Source organism: Cupriavidus ulmosensis, assembly GCF_977008105.1.
The window spans coordinates 2,511,951-2,535,389 of the sequence record NZ_CDRMWP010000002.1 but is presented as its reverse complement, the minus strand read 5'-3'; the positions used below and the strand labels follow the sequence as shown (position 1 = coordinate 2,535,389).

The window sequence follows — 23,439 nt, the reverse complement described above, 5'->3', positions numbered from 1 at the left end:
GGCCGCGAGGTTTTTCCGGGGTGCCGCGGCGCGGTGTGGGAGGCGGGCGCGGAGCGCGCCGGCGCGGGCGTTCCGGGCGGAATCGCACATCGTATCGGGTGCCGCGCGATGGCGGATGCGCGCCGGAATCCGTGCGTCGGCATGGCTGCCGTGCGCCGGTTTTCCGTGAGGCGCGCTGGCGCCATTTCATGTCATCTGCCGCGATTCCGGTGCGATCGATTGGTGAATGCGGCAATAAGCGGGGCGGCAATTCTCATTGCGATAATGTCTTGCTACATTGGATTTTACAATGTCGATACATTAACCGGAATGCATCGGGAGATTCCGATTTTACGGGTGTCGCGGCGGCGCGAATCCGGGGTCGGCGCGAAGCACATGGCACCGCGCCGCGGCCATTATGTTCACCAGTGGATTTCACTGTTCTGCCGGTGGAGATTCCCGGCGTGGCGATCGTCCGCTATCATCCCGCGCCCCGCGCGGGTCCCGTGGCAATGGCCTGTCACCGCGGCGCGCGAATATTTTCCTAAAGTTCTTCTCCGGCCCGGTCGTTAACCAGGTGACGAAACGGGCGAAGTCCATGATAACGGGGAGATGAAACGATGGCGTTCTTTGGCAACCTGAGCATCCGCGCGCGCCTGGGCGCCGGTTTCGCGGTGGTGCTGGTACTGGCGGCGGCGGGGATCGTGGCGGGGCTGGGCAGCCTGCCGGACGCCGCCGGGGGCGACCTGGAGCAGGCCGTGTCTTCCGCCCGCGCGTGGATGTACGGCTTGTGGGGGGCCGCGCTGCTGGCCGCCGTGGTCTTCACCTTCGTCATCGCGCGCGGGGTGGAGCAGCCGCTTGGCGAGGCGGTCTATATCGCCGAGACCGTGGCCTCCGGCGACCTGAGCCAGGAATTCGAGACCGAGCGCGGCGGCGAGTTCGGCCGCCTGCTGCGCGGCATGGGCGAGATGGAAGACATGCTGACCGACCTGGTCAGCCGCATCAAGGGATCGACCGATTCCATCACCGATGCCTCCCGGCAGATCGCGGTGGGCAACACCGACCTCTCGCAGCGCACCGAGGAGCAGGCCGCGGCGCTGCAGGAAACCGCCTCCAGCATGGGCGAGCTGACCACGATGGTGCGCCAGAACACCGAGCGCGCGCATGCCGCCAACGACCTCGCGGCCAATGCTTCGCAGATCGCCGAGCGCGGCGGCGCCGTGGTCGGCGAGGTGGTGGAGACCATGCACGCGATCAGCGCCAGCTCGAAGAAGGTGGTCGACATCATCGACGTGATCGAGGGCATCGCCTTCCAGACCAATATCCTGGCGCTCAACGCCGCCGTGGAAGCGGCGCGCGCCGGCGAGCAGGGCCGCGGCTTTGCCGTGGTGGCGGGCGAGGTGCGCACGCTGGCGCAGCGCAGCGCGGCGGCGGCCAAGGAAATCCGCGGCCTGATCGGCGATTCGGCCGAGCAGGTGCGCACCGGCTCCGTGCGGGTGGAGCACGCCGGCGAGACCATGCGCGAGATCGTCGAGGCCTCGCGCCAGGTGACGGTCATCCTCAAGGAAATCTCGGTGGCCTCGGCGCAGCAGAGCAGCGGCATCGATCAGGTCAGCCAGGCGGTGATGCAGATGGACACCGTCACGCAGCAGAACGCGGCGCTGGTGGAGCAGGCCGCCTCCGCGTCCACCGCGCTGGCCGAGCAGGCGCAGCAACTGCAGGGCGCGGTCGGCGAGTTCAAGCTGGACTGAGGCGGCCGGGCGGGGGAGAGGACAAGCGCCCGCGAACGGCGCAGGCCGCCACTTCGCCGATGCGCCGGCCCTCCTCCGGTTGCTCTCCCACGCGCGGGAGAGGGGAGAACACAAGCGTCCCGGATTTCACGGCGCCTCCCCGGCCGCCCGTGCAGTTTGTGCGCCCGTTGCAATTCTTACCGACCTCCCCGCCCATCCTTGCCGTGGCCTTTCCGTGGCCCGCGCGCGGCGGTCCGGGCGCATGGCGCCGGCGCCATGCGCCGCAGCCACTATCCTTGAAGCGGGCATCGAAGTTGCGAACCACGCCATTGCGACGGATTGCCGCGCGCGTGGCCGGCTCGTGGCATGGCGCGTGCCCGGATCGACGTGTCGACGTGCCGCCACCGCGCGGCCACCGCGGCTATCGTGGCCGACCAAAGGAGTGCTCGATGACAAAAACCGTGAAAAGCAGATTGCTGGCGGGCCTGTTGCTCGCCGCCGGGTTGCTGGCCTCGGCGCAGGGCAGCGCGCAGCCCGGGCCCGACCGCGGGCGCGGCTATCAGTACCAGCCCCAGGCGGGTGGCCCGGGGCCGGGCGACGACCGCAACAACGACCGCATGACGCCGCCGCGCTGGCACAAGGGCGACCGGCTTCCGGCCGAATACCGCGACCGCCAGTACGTGGTGGACGACTGGCGCGGGTACAACCTGCCGGCGCCGCCCAAGGGACGCCACTGGGTCGGCGTGGGCGCGGACTTCTACCTGGTGGCGCCCAACGGCGCGATCGTGGACATGGGGCCGGGCCGCTAGGCGGCGACCCGGTCATCCCGCCGTCTTTCTCTGCTGCCCACGCGCCACGCGCGGATGGGCGCGCGGCCGGCGCGCGGTGTTGCCGCGCGCCGGCCGTTTTCTTTCCTCTACCCGTTTTTTGCCGCCGGCGTGCGGTTTCCCGGCGTTATGTTGCCCTGCGTCAAGCGCGGCCGCCGCGCGCATCACGCGCGCGGCGCCGCGCGGCCGCGTTGGCCTAGAATCTATCGGGTACCGGCTTCAGGCGCCGGCGTGGGTCCGTGGCGGGTGTGTCTGGCGCCCGCGGCGGCCTGCCGCGCGGCCGAGCCGGTATCGGGCGTGCCGCATGGCGCGCCGATGGCTGCCGGCCTTGCCGCGTCTTGCGCGCGTGGCCTGCCCAGGTTGTTCCCCCACAGAAAAAAGGATTAAAAGATGTCATCACGCCGTCATTTCTTGAAAGGCATCCCGATCGTCGCCGCCGGTGCGCTGGTGCTGTCCCTCCCCGCGCGCGCGCAGGGCAGCGGGCCGCTGGTGGACGAGAAGGACCCGCAAGCGGTCGGACTCGGCTACAAGGCCGACTCCAGCAAGGTCGACAAGGCCAAGTACCCCAAGCACGACGCCACCCAGCACTGCGGCAACTGCCAGTTGTTCCAGGGCAAGGCGACCGACGCCAGCGGCGCCTGCCCGCTGTTCGCCGGCAAGCAGGTCGCCAGCAAGGGCTGGTGCAGCGCATGGGTGAAGAAGGCCTGAGGAAGGCCGGATGCGGCGCGCCTGAGTGCGCCTGAGTGTGCCTGGGCGCGGCGCCGCCGGCGGGGCATTCCCGCCGCCGCCGCGACGGCCTGCCCGATCCGGTTTCCGGGTCTTCGGGCCGGCCGCTTTCACGGTTTTCGCGGGCGTGGCGGCTGGTGCCGCCACCTCGCCGACGGTGCCGCCGACGGTGCCGTTCGCTGCCGGCGCGGTTGCCGGCGCGGTTGCCGGATCACCCGGGCCGCCATTTCGCGCCACGCGGACATCGTTCCGCACGCCGGTCACGCCGGTCACGTTGCGGCGCGGATCCTGTCGCGCCGATCCTCCAGCCGTTATCGTATTTCCCGCCGCGGTCAGAACTGCATCTCGACCTGGCGCACGGCCTGGCGGCCGCGGCGCACGCAGTGGTCGTGCAGGGTGGCCTTCATGCGCAGCAGCGACGCGGTGAGCACGGCGCGCTCCTCGCTGCTGAACGGCGCCAGCGAAACCGAGTGCAGCGCCTTCAGCGCGCTGTACACGCGGTCGATGCGCGGCAGCGCCGTGTCGGGGATGAAGGGCGTGCCGGCCGCGTCGAGCGCGATCCAGCCTTCCGCCTGCAGCGGGCCGAGCATGGACTCGGACTGCGCCACCGGGATCGGCATCAGGCCGGCATAGGGTGCGTGGCGCACGAACTCCTCCTGGCGGATGGCGCGCAGCAGCAGCCAGCCGGGATAGTCGAGGCCGACCTCCGAAAGGGTCTGGTCGAGCGCGCGCTGCCATTCGCGCACGCTTGCCATGAGGGCGAGCAGCACGGATTCGGTCGGTTCTAGAGCCTTGGGCCGCATTGTCTTGTCTCCTGTCTTTGGGCATTGCCGCAGGCCAGGGGCCGGTGCTTGGCCGGCCCGGGCGGCGCGGGGCCGGCGGTCTCTCCTCCCCCGGTTTTCCTGCGGGTCAGACATTAGCAGACAAAGGTGGCACCGGCGAAGCGCGCGCGGCGCGGCGCGGGCCGGAAAAGGCAGGGGACTGCGCTTGCGGCCGCAAACCAAGGGAAAATCCCAGGCGGCGCCGGATGGCCGGTGCGGCTCGCGCTGCTCCCGCCGGGCGTGGCGACGGACTGGCTCCGCGGCGCGGGGCTGCGGGCGGAGCGCGGGTTCCCGGGCCGGCCGGCGCGCGCGCCGCGGCCGCGCGGACCGCCTCGCGGCGCCGGCGCGGCCGGCAGGCCAGCAGATATTCGCGTTTTCCCTTATCGTGTCGGCTTGCCGCGGCTTTCGGCCGGCCCCCAGCGCCGAGCCGCGGTCCATGTATCAGACATGGCGGGCGCATGGCACGCGACGCACGCGCGGCACGCCCGAAGCGGTTACCGGTAAAGACAGTGTCGAACACAGCGGACTCCAACCTGGCAGCGCGCGCCGCAGACGCGCCCATGACATCCATCGAACGCCGCGGCATGGCCGCCATGCTGCTGGCGGTATCGCTCGCCACGCTGGACACGGCCATCGCCAATACCGCGCTGCCGGCCATCGCGGCCGACCTGCACGCCACGCCGGCGGCCTCCGTCTGGATCATCAATGCCTACCAGCTGGCGATGGTCGCCACGGTGCTGCCGTTCGCGGCGCTGGGCGGCATCATCGGGCACCGGCGCGTCTACCTGGGCGGGCTGATGCTGTTCATCGTGTCCTCGGTGGTGTGCGCGCTGTCGTGGTCGCTGCCCTCGCTGGCGGCCGCGCGCCTGCTGCAGGGCGTGGGCGCGAGCGCCATCATGAGCGTGAACGCGGCGCTGGTCAGCGCGATCTTCCCGCCGCACCGGCTCGGGCGCGGCGTGGGGCTGAACGCGCTGGTGGTGGGCGTGTCGTTCGCGGTCGGGCCCACGGTGGCGTCACTGATCCTCTCGCTGGGGCCGTGGCCCTGGCTGTTCGCCGTCAACCTGCCGATCGGCCTGCTCGCGCTGGCCGCGGCGTGGCCCACGCTGCCGCAGACCGCGCGCAGCACGCACCGCTTCGACCGCGTGGCGGCCGGGCTCAACGTGCTTACCTTCGCCTCGCTGATCTTCGCGCTGGGCGAGGGCGCGCAGCGCGCGCCGGCGGCGCAGTCGCTCACGGCGCTGGCGGTGTTCGCGGTGGCCTTCGTGCTGCTGCTGCGCCGCGAGCGCGGCCATCCCGCGCCGATGCTGCCGGTGGACCTGATGAAGCGGCCGATGTTCGCGCTGTCGGCGATGACCGCGGTGTGCTCGTTCGCCGCGCAGGGGCTGGCCTTCGTGTCGCTGCCGTTCTTCTTCGAGAGCGTGCTGGGCCGCAGCCCGATCGAGACCGGCTTCCTGATGACGCCGTGGTCGGCGGTGGTGGCGCTGATGGCGCCCATCGCCGGGCGGCTGTCGGACCGCTATCCGCCGGGCCTGCTGGGCGGCGTGGGGCTGGCGGTGCTGAGCGCGGGCATGGCCTCGCTGGCGCTGATGCCGGCGCAACCGAGCGCGCTCGACATCGGCATCCGCATGGCGATCTGCGGCGCCGGCTTCGGCTTCTTCCAGTCGCCCAACCTCAAGGCGCTGATGTCCAGCGCGCCGCGCGAGCGCGCCGGCGGTGCCAGCGGCACCATCGCCACCGTGCGCCTGCTGGGCCAGGCCACCGGCGCCGCGCTGGTGGCGCTGTGCTTCAGCATCGCCGGGCACCACGGGCCGACGCTGGCGCTGGCGCTGGGCGCGGGCTTCGCCGGCGTGGCCAGCATCGCCAGCGGGCTGCGGCTGGTCGCGCGCGAGCCGGCGGCGGCCGGCAAGCCCTGATGCCTTGATCTGCCGCCGCGGGCTGCTCCGGGGCTAGAACCCGACCGGCTCGTGCGGCACGTAGGGCGCTTCCAGCGCCTGGATTTCCTCGGCGCTTAGCCCGAGCGACAGCGCGGCCACCGCATCCTCGAGATGATGCGGCTTGGACGCGCCCACGATGGGCGAGGTGATGCCCGGCTTCTGCAGCAGCCACGCCAGCGCGACCTGCGCCGCCGGCACGCCGCGCGCCTGCGCGATGGCGTGCACCTGCTCCACCACGGCGCGGTCCGCATCCTCGGCGCCGCGGTACAGCGTCTTGCCGAACTCGTCGCTGGCCTCGCGCGCGCTGCCGGCATGCCACGGCCGCGTCAGCCGGCCGCGCGCCAGCGGGCTCCACGGCATCACCGCGATGCCCTCGGCCGCGCACAGCGGCAGCATCTCGCGCTCCTCTTCCCGGTTGAGCAGGTTCACGTGGTCCTGCATGCTGGCGAACTGCGTCCAGCCGCGCTGGCGCGAGGTGTGGATGGCGCGCGAGAACTGCCACGCGAACATCGACGAGGCGCCGATATAGCGCGCCTTGCCGGCCTTGACCACGTCGTGCAGCGCTTCCAGCGTTTCCTCGATCGGCGTGGCCGGGTCCCAGCGGTGGATCTGGTACAGGTCCACGTAGTCGGTGCCGAGCCGGCGCAGGCTGTGGTCGATCTCCGCCAGGATGGCCCGGCGCGACAGCCCCGCGCCGTTGGGGCCAGGCCGCATGCGTCCGTGCACCTTGGTAGCGATCACCACGTCGTCGCGGTGCGCGAAATCCTTGAGCGCGCGCCCGACGATTTCCTCCGAGGTGCCGTCCGAGTAGACGTTGGCGGTGTCGAAGAAGTTGATGCCGGCGTCCAGCGCCTGGCGGAGCAGCGGACGGCTGGCTTCCTCGCCCAGCGTCCACGGGTGGTTGCCGCGCTCGGGCACGCCGTAGGTCATGCAACCCAGGCACAGCCGCGAAACCTTCAGTCCTGTCGAGCCAAACCGCACGTAATCCATCTTGCCGCTCCTTGGTGATCGGTGGTTGGTGAGCGTTGCATGGTAGGCCAATCCCCGCGCGGCTGCAGGCGGCGCGCGCGGCGGAGACTGGCCTCTTCCGCGCGCTATCGCGAACAGCGGACCGGCATCTTCGATTTTGTCGCAGCGGTTTCACCGCGTGGAAATGGCAAAAGCAAGCCGCGATTGAAAATCAGACGGGTCCAATATATCCAATTTCTGATGTTTGATAGGTTTGGCCGTCGGGATCGCGCATGGGGCATGCGTTCACGACGCAGATCGGATCAACATAGAAGGAATCATGGAATAGGAGACTTCATGCTGTTCATATCGAAGCAGGGCCATGTGGACGCGGAGCGCGTCATCGTGAAGATCTTTCCGGCAATCGAGAACGGGCCAATGGAGAAGGTCAATGGCATTGTCGTCCATCAAACCGGAGGGTCTACAGCGAATAGTGCGTTTGAAAGCTATAGGACTCCAGGGGCAAATGGGGCTCACTTTCTGATAGATCGCGATGGCAAAGTCTACCAGACTGCCTCATTGTTCAAGGTTACTGCCCATGTAGGTATTTTGAAGTCCCGATGTCTGGTGGAAAGGAAGTGCTCGCCGACCGAGATAAAGAAAGTGACAAAGATGAAAATCATTCCGCGCTCGAGTTACGAAATCCGGAAGACATGGCCGAATCGCTACCCGTGGAATACCGACTCGATCGGGATCGAGATCGTGGGGATGTACGACAAGAACAAGATTTATGAGCCGGTAAATCAGAAGCAAGGGGAGTCCCTGAAATGGCTGATAGGGGAGCTCATCGAAACGCTCGGTGTGTCAATGTCCGAGATTTATCGTCATCCTGATCTGTCACACAAAAACCAGACAGAAGCGAGTACGGCGCAATGGTAGGGCACAAGATCAGCGTATGGCTCGCAGCGCTGTTGCTGGGCTCGGTTGCGATGCCGGCTTCGTCGCGCGGTGTCGACCGGGTCGTTATCCAGGCGACCGGACTTCACGAAAGCAGCAATGATCCGACGATACCGCAAGAATGCCGGAAATTCCAGCCGACGGAAAATCAGGTAAGGCATTTTTTTGCCAAGGCATACCCGGTGGAGCGCTATGTTCTCATGCACTCCAGATATTCGTCATGTTATGCGACTGGCATGGTTTTCTTTTCCGATGGTCATTTCGGAAAGTGGAGATTATTCTCGGGCGGGGTTGCGGACCTCGAGTTCAACCGGGGCGACATGTTGACGGTTTTCCACGGAAACAACAAATGGATCGATCCGTTCGCTGGAGGCTATGACTACAAAGGCGATTGATGCGTACTGACTGCGCTGGGCAGCGATGCTGCAACTCCACAGCACGCGACGTCGCTCCCAGCACCCCGAAAGGTTGGCAACAACTGCAATCACCTCACTCCTGCGCCGCCGGCGCCGCCAGCGTCACGCCGGGCGGCAGCGGCTGGCGGCGGATGTCGTCGAGCAGCACGCCGAGCAGGCGCTGCGCGCTCGGCGACAGCGAGCGCAGCGGCCGGGTGATCACGCAGATCTCGCGCGACAGGCGCGGCTCGTGCAGTTCGAGGAAGACCAGTCCCGGATAGGCGTGGCCCTGGTAGGCCAGCGCGGGCAGCACCGAGTATTGCTTGCCGGTGCCGAGCATGGCGAACAGCGCGCCCGTGCTTTCCACCTCGTCGTGCGCGCCGCCGAGCACGGGCCAGTGCGTGGCGTGGCTGCGCAGGAAGTGGCCGATGCCGGTGTCCGCGTTGAAGCCGATGTACTGGGCGGGCGGCAGGTCGGCCCAGCGCAGCGGCCGGCCCAGGTGCGCGAGCGGCAGGTCGCGGTGGCAGGCCACGCCGTAGCAGTCGGACAGCAGCGGGGTGTAGTGCAGGCCTTCGTGGCCCTGGTACTTGCTGTCGATGGCGAAGTCCACCTCGCCTTCGAGCACCAGCCGCTCGGCCTGGCGCGCGGCGGGGTTGCGCAGCGAGATGGTGATCTCGGGGTAGGTCTCGCGAAAGCGCGGGATGGCGCTGACCAGGAACAGGTTGATGACCGAGGTGGCCGCGCCGATGCGCAGGTGGCCGCGGTTGCCCTGCGCCAGCGCCATCAGGTCGTAGACCGAGCTGTCGAAGCCGTTGACGACCCTCTCCGCCTCGGGGCGGAAGCGCTCGGCGTGCTGGGTCAGCGCCACGCGCCGCGTGGTGCGGTCGAACATCTTCAGGTCCACCGCTTCTTCGAGCTGCTGGATGGTGGCGGTGAGCGCGGACTGGGTCATGCACAGGCGCAGCGCCGCCGCGGTGAACGAGCCGGTATCGGCCACGGCGAGGAAGCAGCGCAGTTGCTTGAGGGTGACGTTGTGGCGCATGGGGCGGGTCCGGAGCGTAGGTGGCGGCGCGGGGACGGCGCGCCAGCCTATTTTTCAGCTTTTCAGAAAAATCGGCAAGATAAATTCGTTTGTCTGGATTAATCGGCGTCCCTAGAATCGTTCTTCATCCACGGCGGCGGTACTGCGTGGCGAACGACAAAAAGACAAGAAAGCCCGAAGCCAGCACAGCGACACCTTCTTTCCCCCACCAAGGACCCCCGATGAAGCGCCTGATCCGCCTTAGCGCAGTACTGCTTGCCTGTTTGCCATGCCTGGCCGCCGCGGCCGACGGCGCCGCCGACGACGCTTATCCCAACAAGGCGGTGCGCATCGTGGTGCCGTTCGCCCCGGGCGGCTCGACCGACGTGGTGGCGCGCATCGTCGCCGAGAAGCTGGCGCAGCAGTTCAAGCAGCCGTTCCTGGTGGACAATCGCGCCGGCGCCAGCGGCAACATCGGCGCCGAGCTGGTGGCCAAGGCGCCCGCGGACGGCTACACGCTGCTGATGGGCGCCACCGGCGTGCTCTCGATCAACGACCATCTCTACAGCCGCATGAACTACGACGTGGCCCGGGATTTCGTGCCGGTGAGCTACGTCACGCAGAACGCCAACATCCTGGTGGTCTCGCCGAGCCTGCCGGCCACCACCGTGTCGGAGCTGGTGGCGCTGGCCAAGAGCAAGCCGGGCACGCTGAGCTTCGCCTCGTCGGGCCCGGGCAGCTCCACCCACCTGTCGGGCGAGCTGTTCAAGGCGATGTCGGGCGTGGACATCCTGCACGTGCCCTACAAGGGCAGTTCCGCCGCGCTGACCGACCTGCTGGGCGGACAGGTGACGATGCTGTTCGACAACGCGCCGTCCTCCATCGGCTTCGTGCAGCAGGGCAAGCTGCGCGCGCTGGCCGTGACCAGCCGCAAGCGCCTGCCCGGCCTGCCCAACGTGCCGACCGTGGACGAGGCCGGCTTCAAGGGCTACGAGTCGCTGTCGTGGTGCGGCATCGTGGCGCCGGCCGGCACCCCGCGCGCGATCGTGCTCAAGCTCAACCGCGCCATCGACCGCATCCTGGCCACCGACGAGGTCAGGGAGAAGCTGGTGCAGCTGGGCGTGGAGCCGGTCGGCGGCCCGCCCGAGGCGTTCGCGCGGCTGATCCAGTCCGAGCACGAGAAGTGGGGCAAGGTGGTCAAGACCGCCAACATCAAGCTCAACTGACCCCGCGCCGCCGCCCCTTCCTCCCGACCGACACGATGGCGAACACCGACCAATCCCCGGGCCGCACGCTGGCCGAGAAGCTGCTGTCGCGCGCCTCCGGCCGCGACGTGCGTGCCGGCGACCTCGCCATCTGCGCGCCGCATGCCGTCATGGGCACCGACGGCTCGATCCCGATGGCGCTGGACTACTTCCGCCAGATGCAGCCCGAGGGCGAGCCGCTGCCGCCGCCGGCGGCGCCCGAGCGGCTGGTGTTCGCGCTGGACCACTACGGCGCCACCTCCGGCGCGCGCGCGCTGGCCTTGCAGGAAGTGGCGCGGGCCTATGCGCTGGCGCACGGCGTGGGCCTGTTCGAAGCGGGCGAGGGCATCGGCCACCAGTTGATGCTGGAGCGCGGTCGGGTGCGGCCGGGCACGCTGGCGGTGGGCGCCGACTCGCACGCCGTGAGCTACGGCGCGCTCAATGCCTTCGGCTCCGGCATCGGCTCTTCCGACCTGGCCGGCATCCTGCAATGCAACCAGCTGTGGCTGAAGGTGCCGGGCTCGCTGCGCATCCGCCTGCATGGCGCGCTGCCGGCCCATGCCTCGGCCAAGGACCTCGCGCTGGCGATGGCGCGGCGCATCGGCGCGGGCGGCGCCAACTACCTGGCGCTGGAATTCGCCGGGCCCGGCGTGGCCGCGCTCGACATGGACGACCGCATCGTGCTGGCCAACATGTCGGTGGAGATGGGCGCCAAGGCGGGCCTGTTCCCGTTCGACGCGCGCACCGCGGCCTGGCTGTCGGGCCGCGCGCGCGAGCCCTACGAGCCGGCCGCGGCGGACCCGGACGCGGCCTATGCCGGCACGCTCGACTTCGACCTCGGCGCCGTCGTCCCGCAGGTGGCGCTGCCGCACCGCGTGGACGGCGTGATCGACCTCGCCCAGGCGCCGGCGACCCGCGTCGACATGGTCTACCTCGGCACCTGCACGGGCGGGCGCAGCAAGGACTACCGCGAGGCGCTGGACGTGCTGCGCGCCGGCGGCGGCGTGGCGCCCGGCGTGCGGCTGGTGGTGACGCCGGCCTCCGAGACGGTGCGCGCCGAGCTGGCGGGCAGCGGCATGCTGGCCGAGTTCGAGGCGCTCGGCGCGGAGATCCAGCCGCCCGGCTGCGGCGCGTGCTGCGGCACCTGCGGCAGCATTCCCGCCGACGGCATGCGCGTGATCTCCACCGCCAACCGCAATTTCAAGGGGCGCATGGGCAACCGGCAGTCGGAGATCTTCCTGGCGTCGCCGCGCGCGTGCGCGGGCGCGGCCGTCACCGGCCACCTGGTGGACCCGCGCGACCTCGCGCCGTGAGGCCTAGGTGCGGCCGATGCCAGCCATGCAGTGAACGCAGCAGCAAACCGAGCAGCAAACCGAGCAGCAGACGATGCAGCAGATAGCGCAACAACAGCAGCAGCAAGAACAGCAGCAATCGCGGCGGTCGCCGGACGGCGCCGAGCGCATCCACGGCCGCGCGCGCCTGCTCGGCGACGACATCAACACCGACTACCTGATCGCCTCCAGCCGCAAGAAGGACAGCCTCGATCCGCGGGTGCTGCGCCGCTACCTGCTGGAAGACCTCGATCCCGCCTTCGCCGCCAGCGTCGCCGATGGCGACATCCTGGTGGCCGGCCACAACTTCGGCTGCGGCTCCGCGATGGAAGTCGCGGTCACGGTGGTGCTGGCCGCGGGCATCCGCGTGGTGGTGGCGCGCAGCTTCGCGCGCACCTATTGGCGCAACGCCATCAACAACGGCCTGCTGCTGATCACCGCCGATACCGCGGGCATTGCCGAAGGCGATGCCCTGGCGCTGCGCCTGGACGGCGCCAGCGCCGAGCTGCTGGTCGGCTCTCCGGCGCATGCAGCGCACGCAGCGCCGGCGCGGCGCATCGCGTGCGAGCCCGTGCCTGACATCGTGCTGACCATCCGCGCGGCCGGCGGGCTGGTGCCGTACCTGCGCCACCACCGCAAGCTGGCCTGAGCCCGCCCCGAACCCCGAACCCCGAATCCCGAACCTCGATCGCCCTCTCAACCTGGAACCGCCCGCATCATGACTTTCATTGCCGCCCGCCTCAACCGCATCAAACCGTCGCCGAGCTCGATGGCCGGACAACGCGCGCGCGAACTGCGCGCCGCCGGCCGCGACATCGTCGGCCTGACCTCCGGCGAGCCTGACTTCGACACGCCCCAGCATGTCTGCGAAGCCGCCACGCGCGCGATGGCCGCCTCGCGCACCAAGTACACCGACGTGGGCGGCACGCCCGAGCTGAAGGCGGCCATCGCCGCCAAGTTCCGCCGCGACAACAACCTCGACTACGCCGCCAGCGAGATCATCGTCGGCACCGGCGGCAAGCAGATCATCTTCAACGCGCTGATGTGCACGGTGGACACGGGCGTGGAGGTCATCGTTCCGGCGCCGTACTGGGTGTCGTACCCGGACATTGTGCTGCTGGCCGACGGCACGCCGGTGTTCGTGCCGTGCCCGCCCGAGAACGGTTTCAAGCTGCGCCCGGAGGACCTGGAGCGCGCCATCACGCCGCGCACGCGCTGGCTGGTGCTCAACGCGCCCAACAACCCCAGCGGCGCGGCCTACACCCATGCCGAGCTCAAGGCGCTGGCCGAGGTGCTGATGCGCCATCCGCACGTGTGGGTGATGACCGACGACATCTACGAGCACATCCTCTACGACGGCCGCAAGTTCTGCACCATCGCCGAGGTCGAGCCGGCCCTGAAGGCGCGCACGCTGACCATCAACGGCGTCTCCAAGGCGTATGCGATGACCGGCTGGCGCATCGGCTACGGCGGCGCGCCGGCCGAGCTGGTCAAGGCGATGGTCAAGCTGCAGTCGCAGAGCACGTCGAACCCGTCTTCGATCAGCCAGGCCGCCGCGCTCGAGGCGCTGAACGGCCCGCAGGACTTCATCGCCGAGCGCACGCGCATCTTCCAGTCGCGGCGCGACATGGTGGTGGCCGAGCTGTCCAGCATGCCGGGCATCACCTGCCACTCGCCCGAAGGCGCGTTCTACGTCTATCCGTCGTGCGCGGGCGTGATCGGCAAGCGCACGCCGGAGGGCAAGGTCATCGAGACCGACAACGATTTCGTGCTCTACCTGCTGGAGTCGCAGAACCTGGCCGTGCTGCAGGGCGCCGCGTATGGCATGTCGCCGTTCTTCCGCATCTCGTTCGCCACCTCCGAGGCGCAGCTGCGCGAAGGCATGCGCCGCCTGCGCGCGGCCTGCGAGGCGCTGCGCTGATCCGCCCCGGCCCAACCGAAAACCGAACCTGGAGACGCCCATGAGCACCGAATCCCAACCCGTCCAGTGGCCCGCCGGCTACCGCATCAACCCGCGCGCGGCCGGCCCCGCGGCCGACCTCGTGGCGGCCTTCCGCGACATGCCGGTGGCCGCTGTGGGCGACGCCATGAGCCGCAACGTGGGCGCCATCGGCCTGCGCCAGTACCACGCGCGGCTCGATACCGTGCTGTGCGGCCCGGCCGTCACGGTGCGCGTGCGGCCCGGCGACAACCTGATGATCCACAAGGCGCTGATGATGGTGGAGGCCGGCGACGTGCTGGTCATCGACGGCGGCGGCGACGTGACGCAGGCGCTGGTCGGCGGCCTGATGCGCACCACCTGCGTGGCCCGCAAGCTCGGCGGCCTGGTGATCGACGGCGCCGTGCGCGACCTGTGCGAGTGGGCCGAGGAGGGCATGCCGATCTTCGCCAGGGGCCACACCCACCGCGGCCCGAGCAAGGACGGCCCGGGCGAGATCAACGTGCCGGTGTCGTGCGCCGGGCTGGTGGTGATGCCGGGCGACCTCGTGATCGGCGACGCCGACGGCGTGATCGCGGTGCCGGCGGCCGAGGCGGCCGACGTACTGCGCAGGACCCGCGCCCACCTGGAGAAGGAAGCGCAGATCCGCGAATCCAACCGCACCGGCACCGCCGACCGCGAGCGCTTCGACGCCGTGCTGCGGGCCAAGGGCCTGCCGGTCTGAACGGCCACGCCCGCGCATGCCTGGCCGGCGGGCCGGGCATGCGCGGGCGCGCGGCGGCCGCCGGAAAGCACAAAGCCCGCGCGGCGTGAACCGTGCGGGCTTTGCTGGAATCCTGGTTGCGGGGGCAGGACTTGAACCTGCGACCTTCGGGTTATGAGCCCGACGAGCTGCCAACTGCTCCACCCCGCGAAACGAAATATACCCGGATTGATGCGTAATGGAAAGTCCTGATTGGATTTTCTTTTTCCATTGTCGGTGGGAGCCGGGTGCTCGATACGGGGCTGGGTGGTGGAAAGATCGCGCAAGTTTGCGCATCTTCGTGCTATGAAGTGGGAAAAACCGTATTCACGGCCATCATCCGACGTGATCGGAGCGGCGCCGGCGGGGCTTCGCATCGTTCCTGCCGGCGCAATAATGCCGGCGGCCCGGCGGCGTGCCGGGAGGCATGGGCGCGCGGAACGGCCCGGGAAGTCGTCAGCCGGTGCTGCCGTCCGCCTTCTGCGCCGGTGCCAGCGTGAAGCGCGCGGACAGGTCGGCTTCGTCGCTCAGCGGGTCCTGGGGCTGCACGATGCCCTTGGCGCTGAGCTTGGTCAGGGTGCGCGCGGCCTGGATCGGGCTGACGCCCGCGGCTTTGGCGACCTGGTATGCATCCATCGGGGTGCCCGCTTTCTGCAGGGCGTCGAGTACTGCCTGGCGGGTGTCGTGATTGTTGTTCATTTCCGGGCGCGGGTTGGATGTGGTCAGACTAGACGGAGTGGGGCGCGCGCGCAACCCCGGGTTCTCGCCAATCGCGCCGCTTGAAGCGCCGCGGCCATCGCCGCCGTTGCCTTTCGCGCCCGCCGTCTTGCCCACTTTGCCGCGCGCGGCCGGCCGCCGGCGCCGCGCCGCGGTTGCGCCACGGTTGCGCCGGCGGCCCGGCACGTCAGAATAGAGGGTCTGACGAGAAGTCGCACCGCACGCACCATGACGCAAACACTCCTGCTGATCGACGGCCTGAACATCCTGCGCCGCGTCTACGAGGCCAACCCGGCGCAAGACATCCCGGCCAAGGTCGAGGGCGCGGTGATCTCGGCGCTGGCCTCGTTCCGGCGCGCGCTCGCCGAGTGCCGCACCACGCATGCGCTGGCGGCGTTCGACACCGGCGGCAAGACCTGGCGCCACGAGCTTTATCCGCCGTACCGCCAGCACCGCAAGCCGATGGACCCGGAGCTGGCCGAGGTGATCCCGGATTTCCGCCTGACGCTGACCGAGGTGCTGGGTCTGCAGACCGTCGCCATCGATGGCTTCGAGGCCGACGACATCATCGGCACCGCCTATTACCGCTGGACCGCCGCCAAGGACGGCGCGGCGATCCCGGTGAGCACCGACAAGGACGTGCTCCAGCTGATCGCCGACGGCGCCGTGGTGCGCAACCACTTCGCCACCGCGAAGAACGGCGAGCGCGCGTGGTTCGACGAGTCCTACGTGATGGACAAGTTCGGCGTGGCCAGCCACCAGCTGGCGGACTACCTGGCCCTGCTGGGGGACAGCTCGGACGACATTCCCGGCGTCGAGAAGATCGGCGCCAAGACCGCCGCGCGGCTGCTGGGGCAGTACGGCGACCTCGAAGGCGTGCTCGCCAACGCGGCCGGGGAGAAGGGCGTGATCGGCAAGAACCTGGCCGAGCAGGCCCATCTGGCGCGGCTGTCGCGCCAGCTGCTGTCGCTCAGGACCGATGCGCAGCTCGGGCTGACGTGGAACATGCTGCGGCTGCCCGAGCCGGCCTAGGCGCGGGCGCGAGGGCGGTGGCAGTGCTTCAGTACGCCGCCGAGGGCCCGCCGGCCGGCGCGGCGGCGCCGGTGAATTCCGCGGCCAGCCTGCGCGCGGCGTTGGCATAGACCAGCACGTCCACCCCGGTGGCGACGAAGGTGCAGCCCAGTTCCAGGTAGCGGCGCGCGAGGCCGTTGTCGGAGGTCAGCGTGCCGGCCGCCTTGCCGCTGGCGACGATGGTGCGCATGGCGCCCTCGATGGCGGCCTGCACCTCGGGGTGGCCGGGGTTGCCGCGGTGGCCCATCGACGCGGCCAGGTCCGCCGGGCCGATGAACACGCCGTCCACGCCGTCCACCGCGCAGATCGCTTCCAGGTTCTGCAGCGCCGTCGCCGTCTCGGCCTGCACCAGCAGGCAGATTTCGTCGTCGGCCACCGCCAGGTAGTCGGCGCGCGCGTTCCAGCGCGAGGCGCGCGCAATCGCGCTGCCCACGCCGCGGATGCCGTGCGGCGGATAGCGCGTGGCGGCCACCAGCGCGGCGGCCTGTGCGGCGGTGTCCACCATCGGCACCAGCAGGCTCCTGGCGCCGATGTCCAGCAACTGCTTGATCAGCGGCGCTTCGCCGGCCACCGCGCGCACCACCGGCTGCGACGGGTAGGGCGCGACGGCCTGGAGCGCGTGCAGGATGCCGCCGAGCTCGTTGGGCGCGTGCTCGCCGTCGATCAGCAGCCAGTCGAAGCCGGCGGTGGCCGAGACTTCCGCCAGGTAGGGCGAGGCCATCGAGACCCAGAGGCCGATCTGCGGCTTGCCGGCCGACAGCGCGGCCTTGAAGGGATTGTTTGCGGGCATGGGGGTCTCCGGGTTTGCCGTTGTGGTCTGTCGTGCGCGGGCGCCGCGTGGCGCGGCGGAACCTGCCGAATATACGGGCAGCCGGTGGCGCGGTCCAGATGCCCGCGTCCCGGCATGTTCGCGCGGCGCCTGCGGCTACGGCTGGCTCGCCGGCGGCTTGACGAACTTCAGCGTCATGCGGTCGGACTCGCCGATGGCGAGGAAGGCGGCGCGGTCGCGCTCGCCGCCGCGCAGCGTGGGCGGCAGCGACCACACGCCGTCCGGGTGGTCGTGGCCGTCGCGCGGGTTGGCGTTGATCTCGCTGCGGCCGGCCAGCGCGAAGCCGGCCGCGCGCGCGTGGTCGATCACGTAGTCCTCGGTGACGTAGCCGGTGGCGATCATCTGGTCCAGCGAGGTGCCCGGCGTGGCGCGGTGTTCTTCCACGCCGAGCACGCCGCCCGGCTTGAGCACCGCGTAGAAGGCGCGCAGGCTGTCGTCCAGGTGGCCGTCCTGGATCCAGTTGTGGATGTTGCGGAAGGTCAGCACGAGGTCGGCGCTGCCGGGCGGGGCGAAATCGGCGGGCTGGCGCAGTGGCAGCGTGCCGACCACCACCTTGCCGTAGCTGGCCGGGTCGCGTGCCAGCTTCTGCGCGTAGTTGGCGCGCGCCTTCGCGCTTTCCTCGCCGGCCGCGCCCGCGTCGTAGTGCGCGGCGTAGAGCTTGCCGCGCTCGCGCAGCAGCGGCGCCAGGATCTCCGTGTACCAGCCGCCGCCGGGCGCGATCTCCACCACGGTCTGGCCCGGCGCGAGGCCGAAGAAGCGCAGCGTCTGCAGCGGGTGGCGGTAGGCGTCGCGCGCCTTGTTGGCGGCGCTGCGCTGCGGGCCGGCGATGGCCGCGGCCAGCGCGGCCTCGTCGTTGCCGGCCTGGGCGCCCGCCGCGGTGGCGGCCAGGGCGAGCGTGCCGGCGCAGGCCAGCAGCAGGGCGCGCCGCGCGAGGCGGTGCGGTGAAGACTTCGGGGTCATGGCGTCCTTTGCCGGTGTGAGGGGGCGGTGGCGGCACATCGCGCGCCGCCGCGGGCCGGACTCGAATCTGGACTCGGCGCCGCCGCCTGTCAAGCCGGCGCGCCGGCGTGCCGCCGCCGTCTTTGGAAATGCGTTTTTATTCGTTTTCAATCTCCGCGCCCGCTTTCATAGTGCAGACGTGATGGCTATAGGCGGTTGCCGGCCACCGGAAACCGTGCCACGGGCGCGGATGACAGGCGAGCAGCGTGCCGGCGCAACGCACGGCCCGCGCGCCACAAGGAGAACACGACACATGACGACTGCATTGGAAAACCAGACCAGCCATGCCGTGCTGGAAGCCGCGCGCGGCGTGGCACGTTCGTCCGGCCTGCCCTACGCGGGCCGCGTGACGCCGCAGCAGGCCTGGGCGCTGTTCAGCGCGGGCGACGCCGTGCTGGTGGACGTGCGCACGGCCGAGGAGCGCAAGTTCGTCGGCTACGTGCCGGACAGCGTGCACGTGCCCTGGGCCACCGGCACCAGCCTGACCCGCAATCCGCGCTTCGTGCGCGAGCTGGAAGCCAAGACCGGCAAGGACGCCGTGGTGCTGCTGCTGTGCCGCAGCGGCAACCGCTCCGCGCTGGCCGCCGAGGCCGCCGCCAAGGCGGGGCTGGCCAATGTGTTCAACGTGCTGGAAGGCTTCGAGGGCGACCTCGACGAGCGGCAGCGGCGCGGCCGCAGCGGCGGCTGGCGCTTCCACGACCTGCCCTGGGTGCAGGACTAGCCGGGGCGGGCAGGGGCCGGGCATGCCCGGCCACGCCGCGCGGGACGGCGGCGCAGCGACAGAGCGCCAGAACGTTAGAGCGACAGAGCGACAGAGCGACAGAACAACACAACGCAGAACGGGGAGCATCACAGTGGCTGACTTCGAGATCGGCGGGATCGTGCTCGCCTTGCAGCAGGTGCGCCAGCATTGGCGCGAGGGCCAGCAGCGGCTGCTGGAGCCGGGCGGGCGCGACCTGCCTTCGCGCGATGCGCTGGCGCAGGTGGTGGCCGCGCTCAAGGGCGTGCTGTTCCCGATGCGGCTGGGGCCGCCGGACCTGCGCCAGGAAAGCGAGAACCTGTACGTGGCGCACTCGCTCGACGCCGCGCTGCACGGCCTGCTGGCCCAGGCCCGGCTCGAGCTGCACTACGCCGCGCGCCACGGCGAGCGCGACGAGGCCGGCGAGCGGGCGCGGGCGCTGGCCGCGGTGCGCGAGTTCGCGGACCGCCTGCCGCGCATCCGCGAGCTGCTCGACAGCGACGTGCTGGCCGCCTTCCACGGCGACCCCGCCGCCGGCAGCGTGGACGAGGTGCTGCTGTGCTATCCCGGCATCCTCGCCATGATCCACCACCGCATCGCCCATGCGCTGTACGGGCTGGGGCTGCCGCTGCTGGCCCGCATCGTGGCCGAGCTGGCGCATGCCGAGACCGGCATCGACATCCATCCCGGCGCGCGGATCGGCGGCGGTTTCTTCATCGACCACGGCACCGGCGTGGTGGTGGGCGAGACCACCATCATCGGCGAGCGCGTGCGCCTGTACCAGGCGGTCACGCTCGGCGCCAAGCGCTTTCCGCGCGACGCCACCGGCAAGCTCGAGAAGGGCCTGCTGCGCCATCCCATCGTCGAGGACGACGTGGTCATCTATGCCGGCGCCACCATCCTCGGGCGCGTCACGCTGGGGCGCGGCGCGGTGATCGGCGGCAACGTCTGGGTCACGCAGGACGTGCCGGCGGGCGCGCACGTGACGCAGGCCGTGTCCCGCAACGAGACGGCCCGCAGCGGCGGCGCGCCCGGCGAGAGCGCGCGCGGCGGCGCGCCGCTTGCCGCCGAGGGCAGCCTGCCATGACGGACCTGGTGCGGAGCCTGGGCACGGCGGTGCGCCAGTTGCGCGAGGCGCATGCGTGGTCGCAGGAGGAACTGGCCGAGCATGCGGGCCTGAACCGCTCCTACATCGGCGAGATCGAGCGCGGCAGCGCCGTCGCCTCCATCGTCACCGTGGAGAAGCTGGCCGCGGCGCTGGGCGTGCCGATCTCCTGGCTGCTGCGCCCGCCCGGCGCCGCCGCGCAGTCCGGCACGGCGGCGGCCGAGCGCTGAGCGCGCGCCGCCGCGAAAGCCGCCGCGGCGCGGCCCGCGATGGCCGTTGGCGGATTGCCGTCTATAGCATGTTGAACGGCCCGTGCCGGCTCCAGATAATCGCTGCGGTAATAAGCATTCTCGTTTTTGTCATAAGCCCCCACCCACTTTTGTCCATCAGCCACGGAGCAGCACATGTCGGTACACGGGAGCAGCCACACGGCGCTCGGCGATAACGCAGCACGGCAACTAGCCAATGCCACCAAGACCATCCCCCAGCTTGCGACCATCACGCCGCGCTGGCTGACGCACTTCCTGCAGTGGGTGCCGGTGGAAGCCGGCATCTACCGCCTGAACCAGGTGCTGGACCCCGAGTCGGTCAAGGTGGCCTGCACCCAGCGCGACGACGAGGGCAAGCTGCCGCGCACCTTCGTCAACTACGACGAGCATCCGCGCGAGTATTTCCTCAACGCGGTGAGCACCGTGCTGGACGTGCATACCCGGGTGTCGGATCTCTACAGCAGCCCGCACGACCAGATCAAGGAACAGTTGCGCCTGACCATCGAGACCATCAAGGAGCACCAGGAAGGCGAACTGATCAACAACCCCGACTACGGCCTGCTGGCCAACGTGGCCGAGGAGCAGCGCGTGTTCCCGCTGACCGGCGCGCCCACGCCGGACGACCTCGACGAGCTGCTCGCCAAGGTGTGGAAGGAACCGGCCTTCTTCCTGACCCACCCGCTGGCGATCGCCGCGTTCGGGCGCGAGTGCACGCGCCGCGGCGTGCCGCCGCCGACCGTGAGCCTGTTCGGCTCGCAGTTCATCACCTGGCGCGGCATCCCGCTGATCCCGTCGGACAAGGTGCCGGTGGCCGACGGCAAGAGCAAGATCCTGCTGCTGCGCGTGGGCGACAAGCGCCAGGGCGTGGTCGGCCTGTATCAGCCCGGCGTGGCCGGCGAGCAGGGGCCGGGCCTGTCGGTGCGCTTCATGGGCATCAACGACCAGGCGATCGCCTCGTACCTGATCTCGCTGTACTGCTCGCTGGCGGTGCATTCGCCGGACGCGCTGGCGGTTCTCGATGACGTGGAGATCGGCAAGTACCATGACTACCCTGACACCTACAAGTAATCCGGCGGCGGGTTCTCCCGCGGGCCTGCCGGGCGCGCCGTCGGTGCCGCCGGGCCTGCCCGATCCCGCCGCGCTGGCGCGGCTGGCGGGCGCGTTCTTCTCGGCGCTGCCGGGCACCTCGCCGGCCGCCGTGCAGTCGCCGCCGCTGGTGAACAACCCCGCGCCGCCGGGCTCGCCCGTGGCCGGCCCCGGCGGCACCGGCACCGGCGTGCCCGGCGCGGCCATCCCGCAAGGCCACGTGCCGGGCGCCAACCTGCTGCCGGCCGCGCCCACGCACGTGCTGTCGCTGCCCAACCGCGCGCCGTCCCTGACGCCCACCGCGGCGGCGCAGAACGGCCTGCCGGACACGGTGGTGACGGTGGCGCCCGCGCTGGAAAGCCGCTTCGGCGGCCAGGCGCTGGGCGTGCCGCACGCGGCCGCGCCGTCGCCCCATGCTTCGGCCGCGCCCGCCTACTACTTCCTGGAAGGCGCGGGCCGCGCCCCGCACGGCGGCGCGGCGGAGCTGCGCGAGATCGCCACGTTCGGCGATCCGCTCTCGCTGCACCTACCGCAGCAGGGGCCGGGCGCGCAGGGCTACGGACAGGACCGCGCCGGCAAGGAAGCGCTGCCGTGGGCCGCGCCGTCGGCGCGCGTGCCGTTCGACGTCAACGCCATCCGCCGCGACTTCCCGATCCTGCAGGAGCGCGTCAACGGCCGCCAGCTGGTGTGGTTCGACAACGCCGCCACCACTCACAAGCCGCAGTCGGTGATCGACCGCCTCGCGTACTTCTACGCGCACGAGAACTCCAACATCCACCGCGCCGCGCATGCGCTGGCCGGGCGCGCCACCGACGCCTACGAGGCCGCGCGCAGCAAGGTGCAGCGCTTCATCGGCGCGGCCTCGCCGGAGGAGATCGTCTTCGTGCGCGGCACCACCGAGGCCATCAACCTGATCGCCAAGACCTGGGGCGCGAAGCACGTGGGCGAGGGCGACGAGATCGTCGTCTCGCACCTGGAGCACCACGCCAACATCGTGCCGTGGCAGCAGCTTGCCGCGCAGACCGGCGCGCGGCTGCGGGTGATCCCGGTGGACGATTCGGGCCAGGTGCTGCTGGACGAATACCGCAAGCTGCTCAACGACCGCACCCGCATCGTCTCGGTGACGCAGGTCTCGAACGCGCTCGGCACCGTGGTGCCGGTCGCGGAGATCGTCGAGATGGCGCACCGCGCCGGCGCCTGCGCGCTGGTCGACGGCGCGCAGTCGGTCTCGCACATGCGCGTGGACGTGCAGGCCATCGACGCCGATTTCTTCGTGTTCTCGGGCCACAAGGTGTTCGGCCCGACCGGCATCGGCGTGGTCTACGGCAAGCGCGCGCTGCTCGAGGACATGCCGCCCTGGCAGGGCGGCGGCAACATGATTGCCGACGTGACCTTCGAGCGCACGGTGTTCCAGCCGCCGCCCAACCGCTTCGAGGCCGGCACCGGCAACATCGCCGACGCGGTGGGGCTGGGCGCCGCGCTGGACTACGTGGAGCGGGTCGGCATCGAGAACATCGCCCGCTACGAGCACGACCTGCTGGAGTACGCCACCCATCTGCTGCAGCCCATTCCGGGCGTGCGGCTGGTGGGCACGGCGCGCGACAAGGCCAGCGTGCTGTCGTTCGTGCTCAAGGGCTACGAGACCGAAGAGGTGGGGCAGGCACTCAACGAGGAAGGCATCGCGGTGCGCTCCGGGCATCACTGCGCGCAGCCGATCCTGCGGCGCTTCGGGCTGGAGGCCACGGTGCGGCCTTCGCTGGCCTTCTACAACACCACGGAGGAGGTCGACCGGCTGATTTCGGTGGTCAGGCGCCTGTCCGGGCGGCGCTGAAGCCGGCGCAAGTGGAGACCAGCCGCTGAAAACGCAGGCACAACGGCCGCGAAACCCGCATAAAACCATGACATCGGGCATGAATTGGCACGCGGCCTGCGTTTTCTCCTAAAATCCGCTATCTTCTCACCTTGAATCGGCGCGCCTTCCTGCCTTCGGACCGGAGCCGCCTTGTTGAACGCAACCGGCACGCTTCCCG

Annotated in this window: 23 protein-coding genes and 1 tRNA gene; 17 read left to right on the top strand and 7 right to left on the bottom strand. The window is 70.2% G+C overall.

Going from position 1 to position 23,439, the window contains the following annotated elements; all coding sequences use genetic code 11:
* Positions 1-599: 599 nt before the first annotated feature.
* From ACWTPI_RS30980 to ACWTPI_RS30970, 3 genes are all read left to right on the top strand, one after another.
* Positions 600-1,730 carry a methyl-accepting chemotaxis protein gene (locus tag ACWTPI_RS30980; RefSeq protein ID WP_454733669.1) on the top strand — a complete coding sequence of 377 codons (1,131 nt, stop codon included), beginning with the start codon at positions 600-602 and terminating at the stop codon, positions 1,728-1,730.
* A gap of 428 nt (positions 1,731-2,158) precedes the next feature.
* Positions 2,159-2,518, top strand: a complete 360-nt coding sequence (locus ACWTPI_RS30975) for an RcnB family protein (RefSeq protein WP_043366126.1) — start codon at positions 2,159-2,161, stop codon at positions 2,516-2,518.
* A 408-nt stretch (positions 2,519-2,926) separates the two neighbouring features.
* Complete coding sequence (locus tag ACWTPI_RS30970) at positions 2,927-3,244, top strand: high-potential iron-sulfur protein (protein ID WP_029043453.1); 318 nt, start codon at positions 2,927-2,929, stop codon at positions 3,242-3,244.
* 350 nt (positions 3,245-3,594) lie between these two features.
* Here the strand turns inward: ACWTPI_RS30970 and ACWTPI_RS30965 are convergent, their stop codons facing one another.
* The gene (locus ACWTPI_RS30965; RefSeq protein ID WP_059412456.1) at positions 3,595-4,065 is read right to left on the bottom strand and encodes a hypothetical protein; all 471 of its coding nucleotides are present in this window, start codon (positions 4,063-4,065) and stop codon (positions 3,595-3,597) included.
* A 578-nt stretch (positions 4,066-4,643) separates the two neighbouring features.
* Between ACWTPI_RS30965 and ACWTPI_RS30960 the strand changes: the two genes are divergently transcribed.
* Positions 4,644-5,996 carry an MFS transporter gene (locus tag ACWTPI_RS30960; protein WP_454733668.1) on the top strand — a complete coding sequence of 451 codons (1,353 nt, stop codon included), beginning with the start codon at positions 4,644-4,646 and terminating at the stop codon, positions 5,994-5,996.
* 33 nt (positions 5,997-6,029) lie between these two features.
* Here ACWTPI_RS30960 and ACWTPI_RS30955 read toward each other — a convergent pair whose 3' ends face one another.
* Complete coding sequence (locus ACWTPI_RS30955) at positions 6,030-7,007, bottom strand: aldo/keto reductase (RefSeq protein WP_454733667.1); 978 nt, start codon at positions 7,005-7,007, stop codon at positions 6,030-6,032.
* Between the two features lie 315 nt (positions 7,008-7,322).
* Between ACWTPI_RS30955 and ACWTPI_RS30950 the strand changes: the two genes are divergently transcribed.
* Together ACWTPI_RS30950 and ACWTPI_RS30945 are read left to right on the top strand one after the other, a co-directional pair.
* Complete coding sequence (locus ACWTPI_RS30950) at positions 7,323-7,904, top strand: peptidoglycan recognition protein family protein (RefSeq protein ID WP_454733666.1); 582 nt, start codon at positions 7,323-7,325, stop codon at positions 7,902-7,904.
* Entirely contained in the window at positions 7,898-8,317 is a 420-nt protein-coding gene (locus ACWTPI_RS30945) for a hypothetical protein (RefSeq protein ID WP_454733665.1), read from the top strand. Before ACWTPI_RS30950 ends, ACWTPI_RS30945 begins: the two co-directional genes overlap by 7 nt.
* Positions 8,318-8,411: 94 nt before the next feature.
* Here the strand turns inward: ACWTPI_RS30945 and ACWTPI_RS30940 are convergent, their stop codons facing one another.
* Positions 8,412-9,359, bottom strand: a complete 948-nt coding sequence (locus ACWTPI_RS30940; protein ID WP_059412458.1) for a LysR family transcriptional regulator — start codon at positions 9,357-9,359, stop codon at positions 8,412-8,414.
* 221 nt (positions 9,360-9,580) lie between these two features.
* Here ACWTPI_RS30940 and ACWTPI_RS30935 point away from each other — a divergent pair, with 221 nt between their 5' ends.
* From ACWTPI_RS30935 to ACWTPI_RS30915, 5 genes are all read left to right on the top strand, one after another.
* Positions 9,581-10,564 (top strand): Bug family tripartite tricarboxylate transporter substrate binding protein, encoded by a 984-nt coding sequence (locus ACWTPI_RS30935; protein ID WP_454733664.1) that lies wholly within the window; start codon positions 9,581-9,583, stop codon positions 10,562-10,564.
* A 35-nt stretch (positions 10,565-10,599) separates the two neighbouring features.
* Positions 10,600-11,895, top strand: coding sequence for a 3-isopropylmalate dehydratase large subunit (locus ACWTPI_RS30930; protein ID WP_454733663.1), 1,296 nt, complete (start codon positions 10,600-10,602; stop codon positions 11,893-11,895).
* Between the two features lie 73 nt (positions 11,896-11,968).
* Positions 11,969-12,562 carry a LeuD/DmdB family oxidoreductase small subunit gene (locus tag ACWTPI_RS30925; protein WP_082079573.1) on the top strand — a complete coding sequence of 198 codons (594 nt, stop codon included), beginning with the start codon at positions 11,969-11,971 and terminating at the stop codon, positions 12,560-12,562.
* 69 nt (positions 12,563-12,631) lie between these two features.
* Complete coding sequence (locus tag ACWTPI_RS30920) at positions 12,632-13,834, top strand: aspartate transaminase (protein WP_020201943.1); 1,203 nt, start codon at positions 12,632-12,634, stop codon at positions 13,832-13,834.
* Between the two features lie 40 nt (positions 13,835-13,874).
* The gene (locus tag ACWTPI_RS30915) at positions 13,875-14,576 is read left to right on the top strand and encodes an RraA family protein (RefSeq protein ID WP_454733662.1); all 702 of its coding nucleotides are present in this window, start codon (positions 13,875-13,877) and stop codon (positions 14,574-14,576) included.
* 113 nt (positions 14,577-14,689) lie between these two features.
* Here the strand turns inward: ACWTPI_RS30915 and ACWTPI_RS30910 are convergent.
* Positions 14,690-14,765, bottom strand: a tRNA-Met gene (locus ACWTPI_RS30910).
* 285 nt (positions 14,766-15,050) lie between these two features.
* Entirely contained in the window at positions 15,051-15,293 is a 243-nt protein-coding gene (locus tag ACWTPI_RS30905; protein ID WP_020201941.1) for a hypothetical protein, read from the bottom strand.
* Between the two features lie 246 nt (positions 15,294-15,539).
* Here ACWTPI_RS30905 and ACWTPI_RS30900 point away from each other — a divergent pair, with 246 nt between their 5' ends.
* The gene (locus tag ACWTPI_RS30900) at positions 15,540-16,343 is read left to right on the top strand and encodes a 5'-3' exonuclease (protein ID WP_020201940.1); all 804 of its coding nucleotides are present in this window, start codon (positions 15,540-15,542) and stop codon (positions 16,341-16,343) included.
* 28 nt (positions 16,344-16,371) lie between these two features.
* On the opposite strand, the gene hpaI is transcribed toward ACWTPI_RS30900, so the two are convergent.
* On the bottom strand, positions 16,372-17,172 hold the full coding sequence (hpaI, locus tag ACWTPI_RS30895) for a 4-hydroxy-2-oxoheptanedioate aldolase (RefSeq protein ID WP_454733661.1): 801 nt from the start codon (positions 17,170-17,172) through the stop codon (positions 16,372-16,374).
* A 135-nt stretch (positions 17,173-17,307) separates the two neighbouring features.
* Positions 17,308-18,171 (bottom strand): class I SAM-dependent methyltransferase, encoded by an 864-nt coding sequence (locus ACWTPI_RS30890; protein ID WP_020201938.1) that lies wholly within the window; start codon positions 18,169-18,171, stop codon positions 17,308-17,310.
* A 292-nt stretch (positions 18,172-18,463) separates the two neighbouring features.
* Between ACWTPI_RS30890 and ACWTPI_RS30885 the strand changes: the two genes are divergently transcribed.
* The 5 genes from ACWTPI_RS30885 to ACWTPI_RS30865 all read left to right on the top strand — a co-directional run bounded on the left by ACWTPI_RS30885 (position 18,464) and on the right by ACWTPI_RS30865 (position 23,240).
* Positions 18,464-18,931, top strand: coding sequence for a rhodanese-like domain-containing protein (locus ACWTPI_RS30885; protein ID WP_029043373.1), 468 nt, complete (start codon positions 18,464-18,466; stop codon positions 18,929-18,931).
* A 133-nt stretch (positions 18,932-19,064) separates the two neighbouring features.
* Positions 19,065-20,036, top strand: a complete 972-nt coding sequence (gene epsC, locus ACWTPI_RS30880) for a serine O-acetyltransferase EpsC (RefSeq protein WP_059412462.1) — start codon at positions 19,065-19,067, stop codon at positions 20,034-20,036.
* Positions 20,033-20,284, top strand: a complete 252-nt coding sequence (locus ACWTPI_RS30875; protein ID WP_454733660.1) for a helix-turn-helix domain-containing protein — start codon at positions 20,033-20,035, stop codon at positions 20,282-20,284. Before epsC ends, ACWTPI_RS30875 begins: the two co-directional genes overlap by 4 nt.
* Before the next feature lie 174 nt (positions 20,285-20,458).
* Positions 20,459-21,391 (top strand): family 2A encapsulin nanocompartment shell protein, encoded by a 933-nt coding sequence (locus ACWTPI_RS30870; RefSeq protein WP_020201934.1) that lies wholly within the window; start codon positions 20,459-20,461, stop codon positions 21,389-21,391.
* Complete coding sequence (locus ACWTPI_RS30865) at positions 21,366-23,240, top strand: family 2A encapsulin nanocompartment cargo protein cysteine desulfurase (RefSeq protein WP_454733659.1); 1,875 nt, start codon at positions 21,366-21,368, stop codon at positions 23,238-23,240. Before ACWTPI_RS30870 ends, ACWTPI_RS30865 begins: the two co-directional genes overlap by 26 nt.
* Positions 23,241-23,439 lie beyond the last annotated feature (199 nt).

What these genes read in the sequence shown, in the direction of transcription:
- ACWTPI_RS30980 (WP_454733669.1), top strand. Translation starts at nt 600, where the DNA reads ATGGCGTTCTTTGGCAACCTGAGCATCCGCGCGCGCCTGGGCGCCGGT.
- ACWTPI_RS30975 (WP_043366126.1), top strand. Translation starts at nt 2,159, where the DNA reads ATGACAAAAACCGTGAAAAGCAGATTGCTGGCGGGCCTGTTGCTCGCC.
- ACWTPI_RS30970 (WP_029043453.1), top strand. Translation starts at nt 2,927, where the DNA reads ATGTCATCACGCCGTCATTTCTTGAAAGGCATCCCGATCGTCGCCGCC.
- ACWTPI_RS30965 (WP_059412456.1), bottom strand. Translation starts at nt 4,065, where the DNA reads ATGCGGCCCAAGGCTCTAGAACCGACCGAATCCGTGCTGCTCGCCCTC.
- ACWTPI_RS30960 (WP_454733668.1), top strand. Translation starts at nt 4,644, where the DNA reads ATGACATCCATCGAACGCCGCGGCATGGCCGCCATGCTGCTGGCGGTA.
- ACWTPI_RS30955 (WP_454733667.1), bottom strand. Translation starts at nt 7,007, where the DNA reads ATGGATTACGTGCGGTTTGGCTCGACAGGACTGAAGGTTTCGCGGCTG.
- ACWTPI_RS30950 (WP_454733666.1), top strand. Translation starts at nt 7,323, where the DNA reads ATGCTGTTCATATCGAAGCAGGGCCATGTGGACGCGGAGCGCGTCATC.
- ACWTPI_RS30945 (WP_454733665.1), top strand. Translation starts at nt 7,898, where the DNA reads ATGGTAGGGCACAAGATCAGCGTATGGCTCGCAGCGCTGTTGCTGGGC.
- ACWTPI_RS30940 (WP_059412458.1), bottom strand. Translation starts at nt 9,359, where the DNA reads ATGCGCCACAACGTCACCCTCAAGCAACTGCGCTGCTTCCTCGCCGTG.
- ACWTPI_RS30935 (WP_454733664.1), top strand. Translation starts at nt 9,581, where the DNA reads ATGAAGCGCCTGATCCGCCTTAGCGCAGTACTGCTTGCCTGTTTGCCA.
- ACWTPI_RS30930 (WP_454733663.1), top strand. Translation starts at nt 10,600, where the DNA reads ATGGCGAACACCGACCAATCCCCGGGCCGCACGCTGGCCGAGAAGCTG.
- ACWTPI_RS30925 (WP_082079573.1), top strand. Translation starts at nt 11,969, where the DNA reads ATGCAGCAGATAGCGCAACAACAGCAGCAGCAAGAACAGCAGCAATCG.
- ACWTPI_RS30920 (WP_020201943.1), top strand. Translation starts at nt 12,632, where the DNA reads ATGACTTTCATTGCCGCCCGCCTCAACCGCATCAAACCGTCGCCGAGC.
- ACWTPI_RS30915 (WP_454733662.1), top strand. Translation starts at nt 13,875, where the DNA reads ATGAGCACCGAATCCCAACCCGTCCAGTGGCCCGCCGGCTACCGCATC.
- ACWTPI_RS30905 (WP_020201941.1), bottom strand. Translation starts at nt 15,293, where the DNA reads ATGAACAACAATCACGACACCCGCCAGGCAGTACTCGACGCCCTGCAG.
- ACWTPI_RS30900 (WP_020201940.1), top strand. Translation starts at nt 15,540, where the DNA reads ATGACGCAAACACTCCTGCTGATCGACGGCCTGAACATCCTGCGCCGC.
- hpaI (WP_454733661.1), bottom strand. Translation starts at nt 17,172, where the DNA reads ATGCCCGCAAACAATCCCTTCAAGGCCGCGCTGTCGGCCGGCAAGCCG.
- ACWTPI_RS30890 (WP_020201938.1), bottom strand. Translation starts at nt 18,171, where the DNA reads ATGACCCCGAAGTCTTCACCGCACCGCCTCGCGCGGCGCGCCCTGCTG.
- ACWTPI_RS30885 (WP_029043373.1), top strand. Translation starts at nt 18,464, where the DNA reads ATGACGACTGCATTGGAAAACCAGACCAGCCATGCCGTGCTGGAAGCC.
- ACWTPI_RS30875 (WP_454733660.1), top strand. Translation starts at nt 20,033, where the DNA reads ATGACGGACCTGGTGCGGAGCCTGGGCACGGCGGTGCGCCAGTTGCGC.
- ACWTPI_RS30870 (WP_020201934.1), top strand. Translation starts at nt 20,459, where the DNA reads ATGTCGGTACACGGGAGCAGCCACACGGCGCTCGGCGATAACGCAGCA.
- ACWTPI_RS30865 (WP_454733659.1), top strand. Translation starts at nt 21,366, where the DNA reads ATGACTACCCTGACACCTACAAGTAATCCGGCGGCGGGTTCTCCCGCG.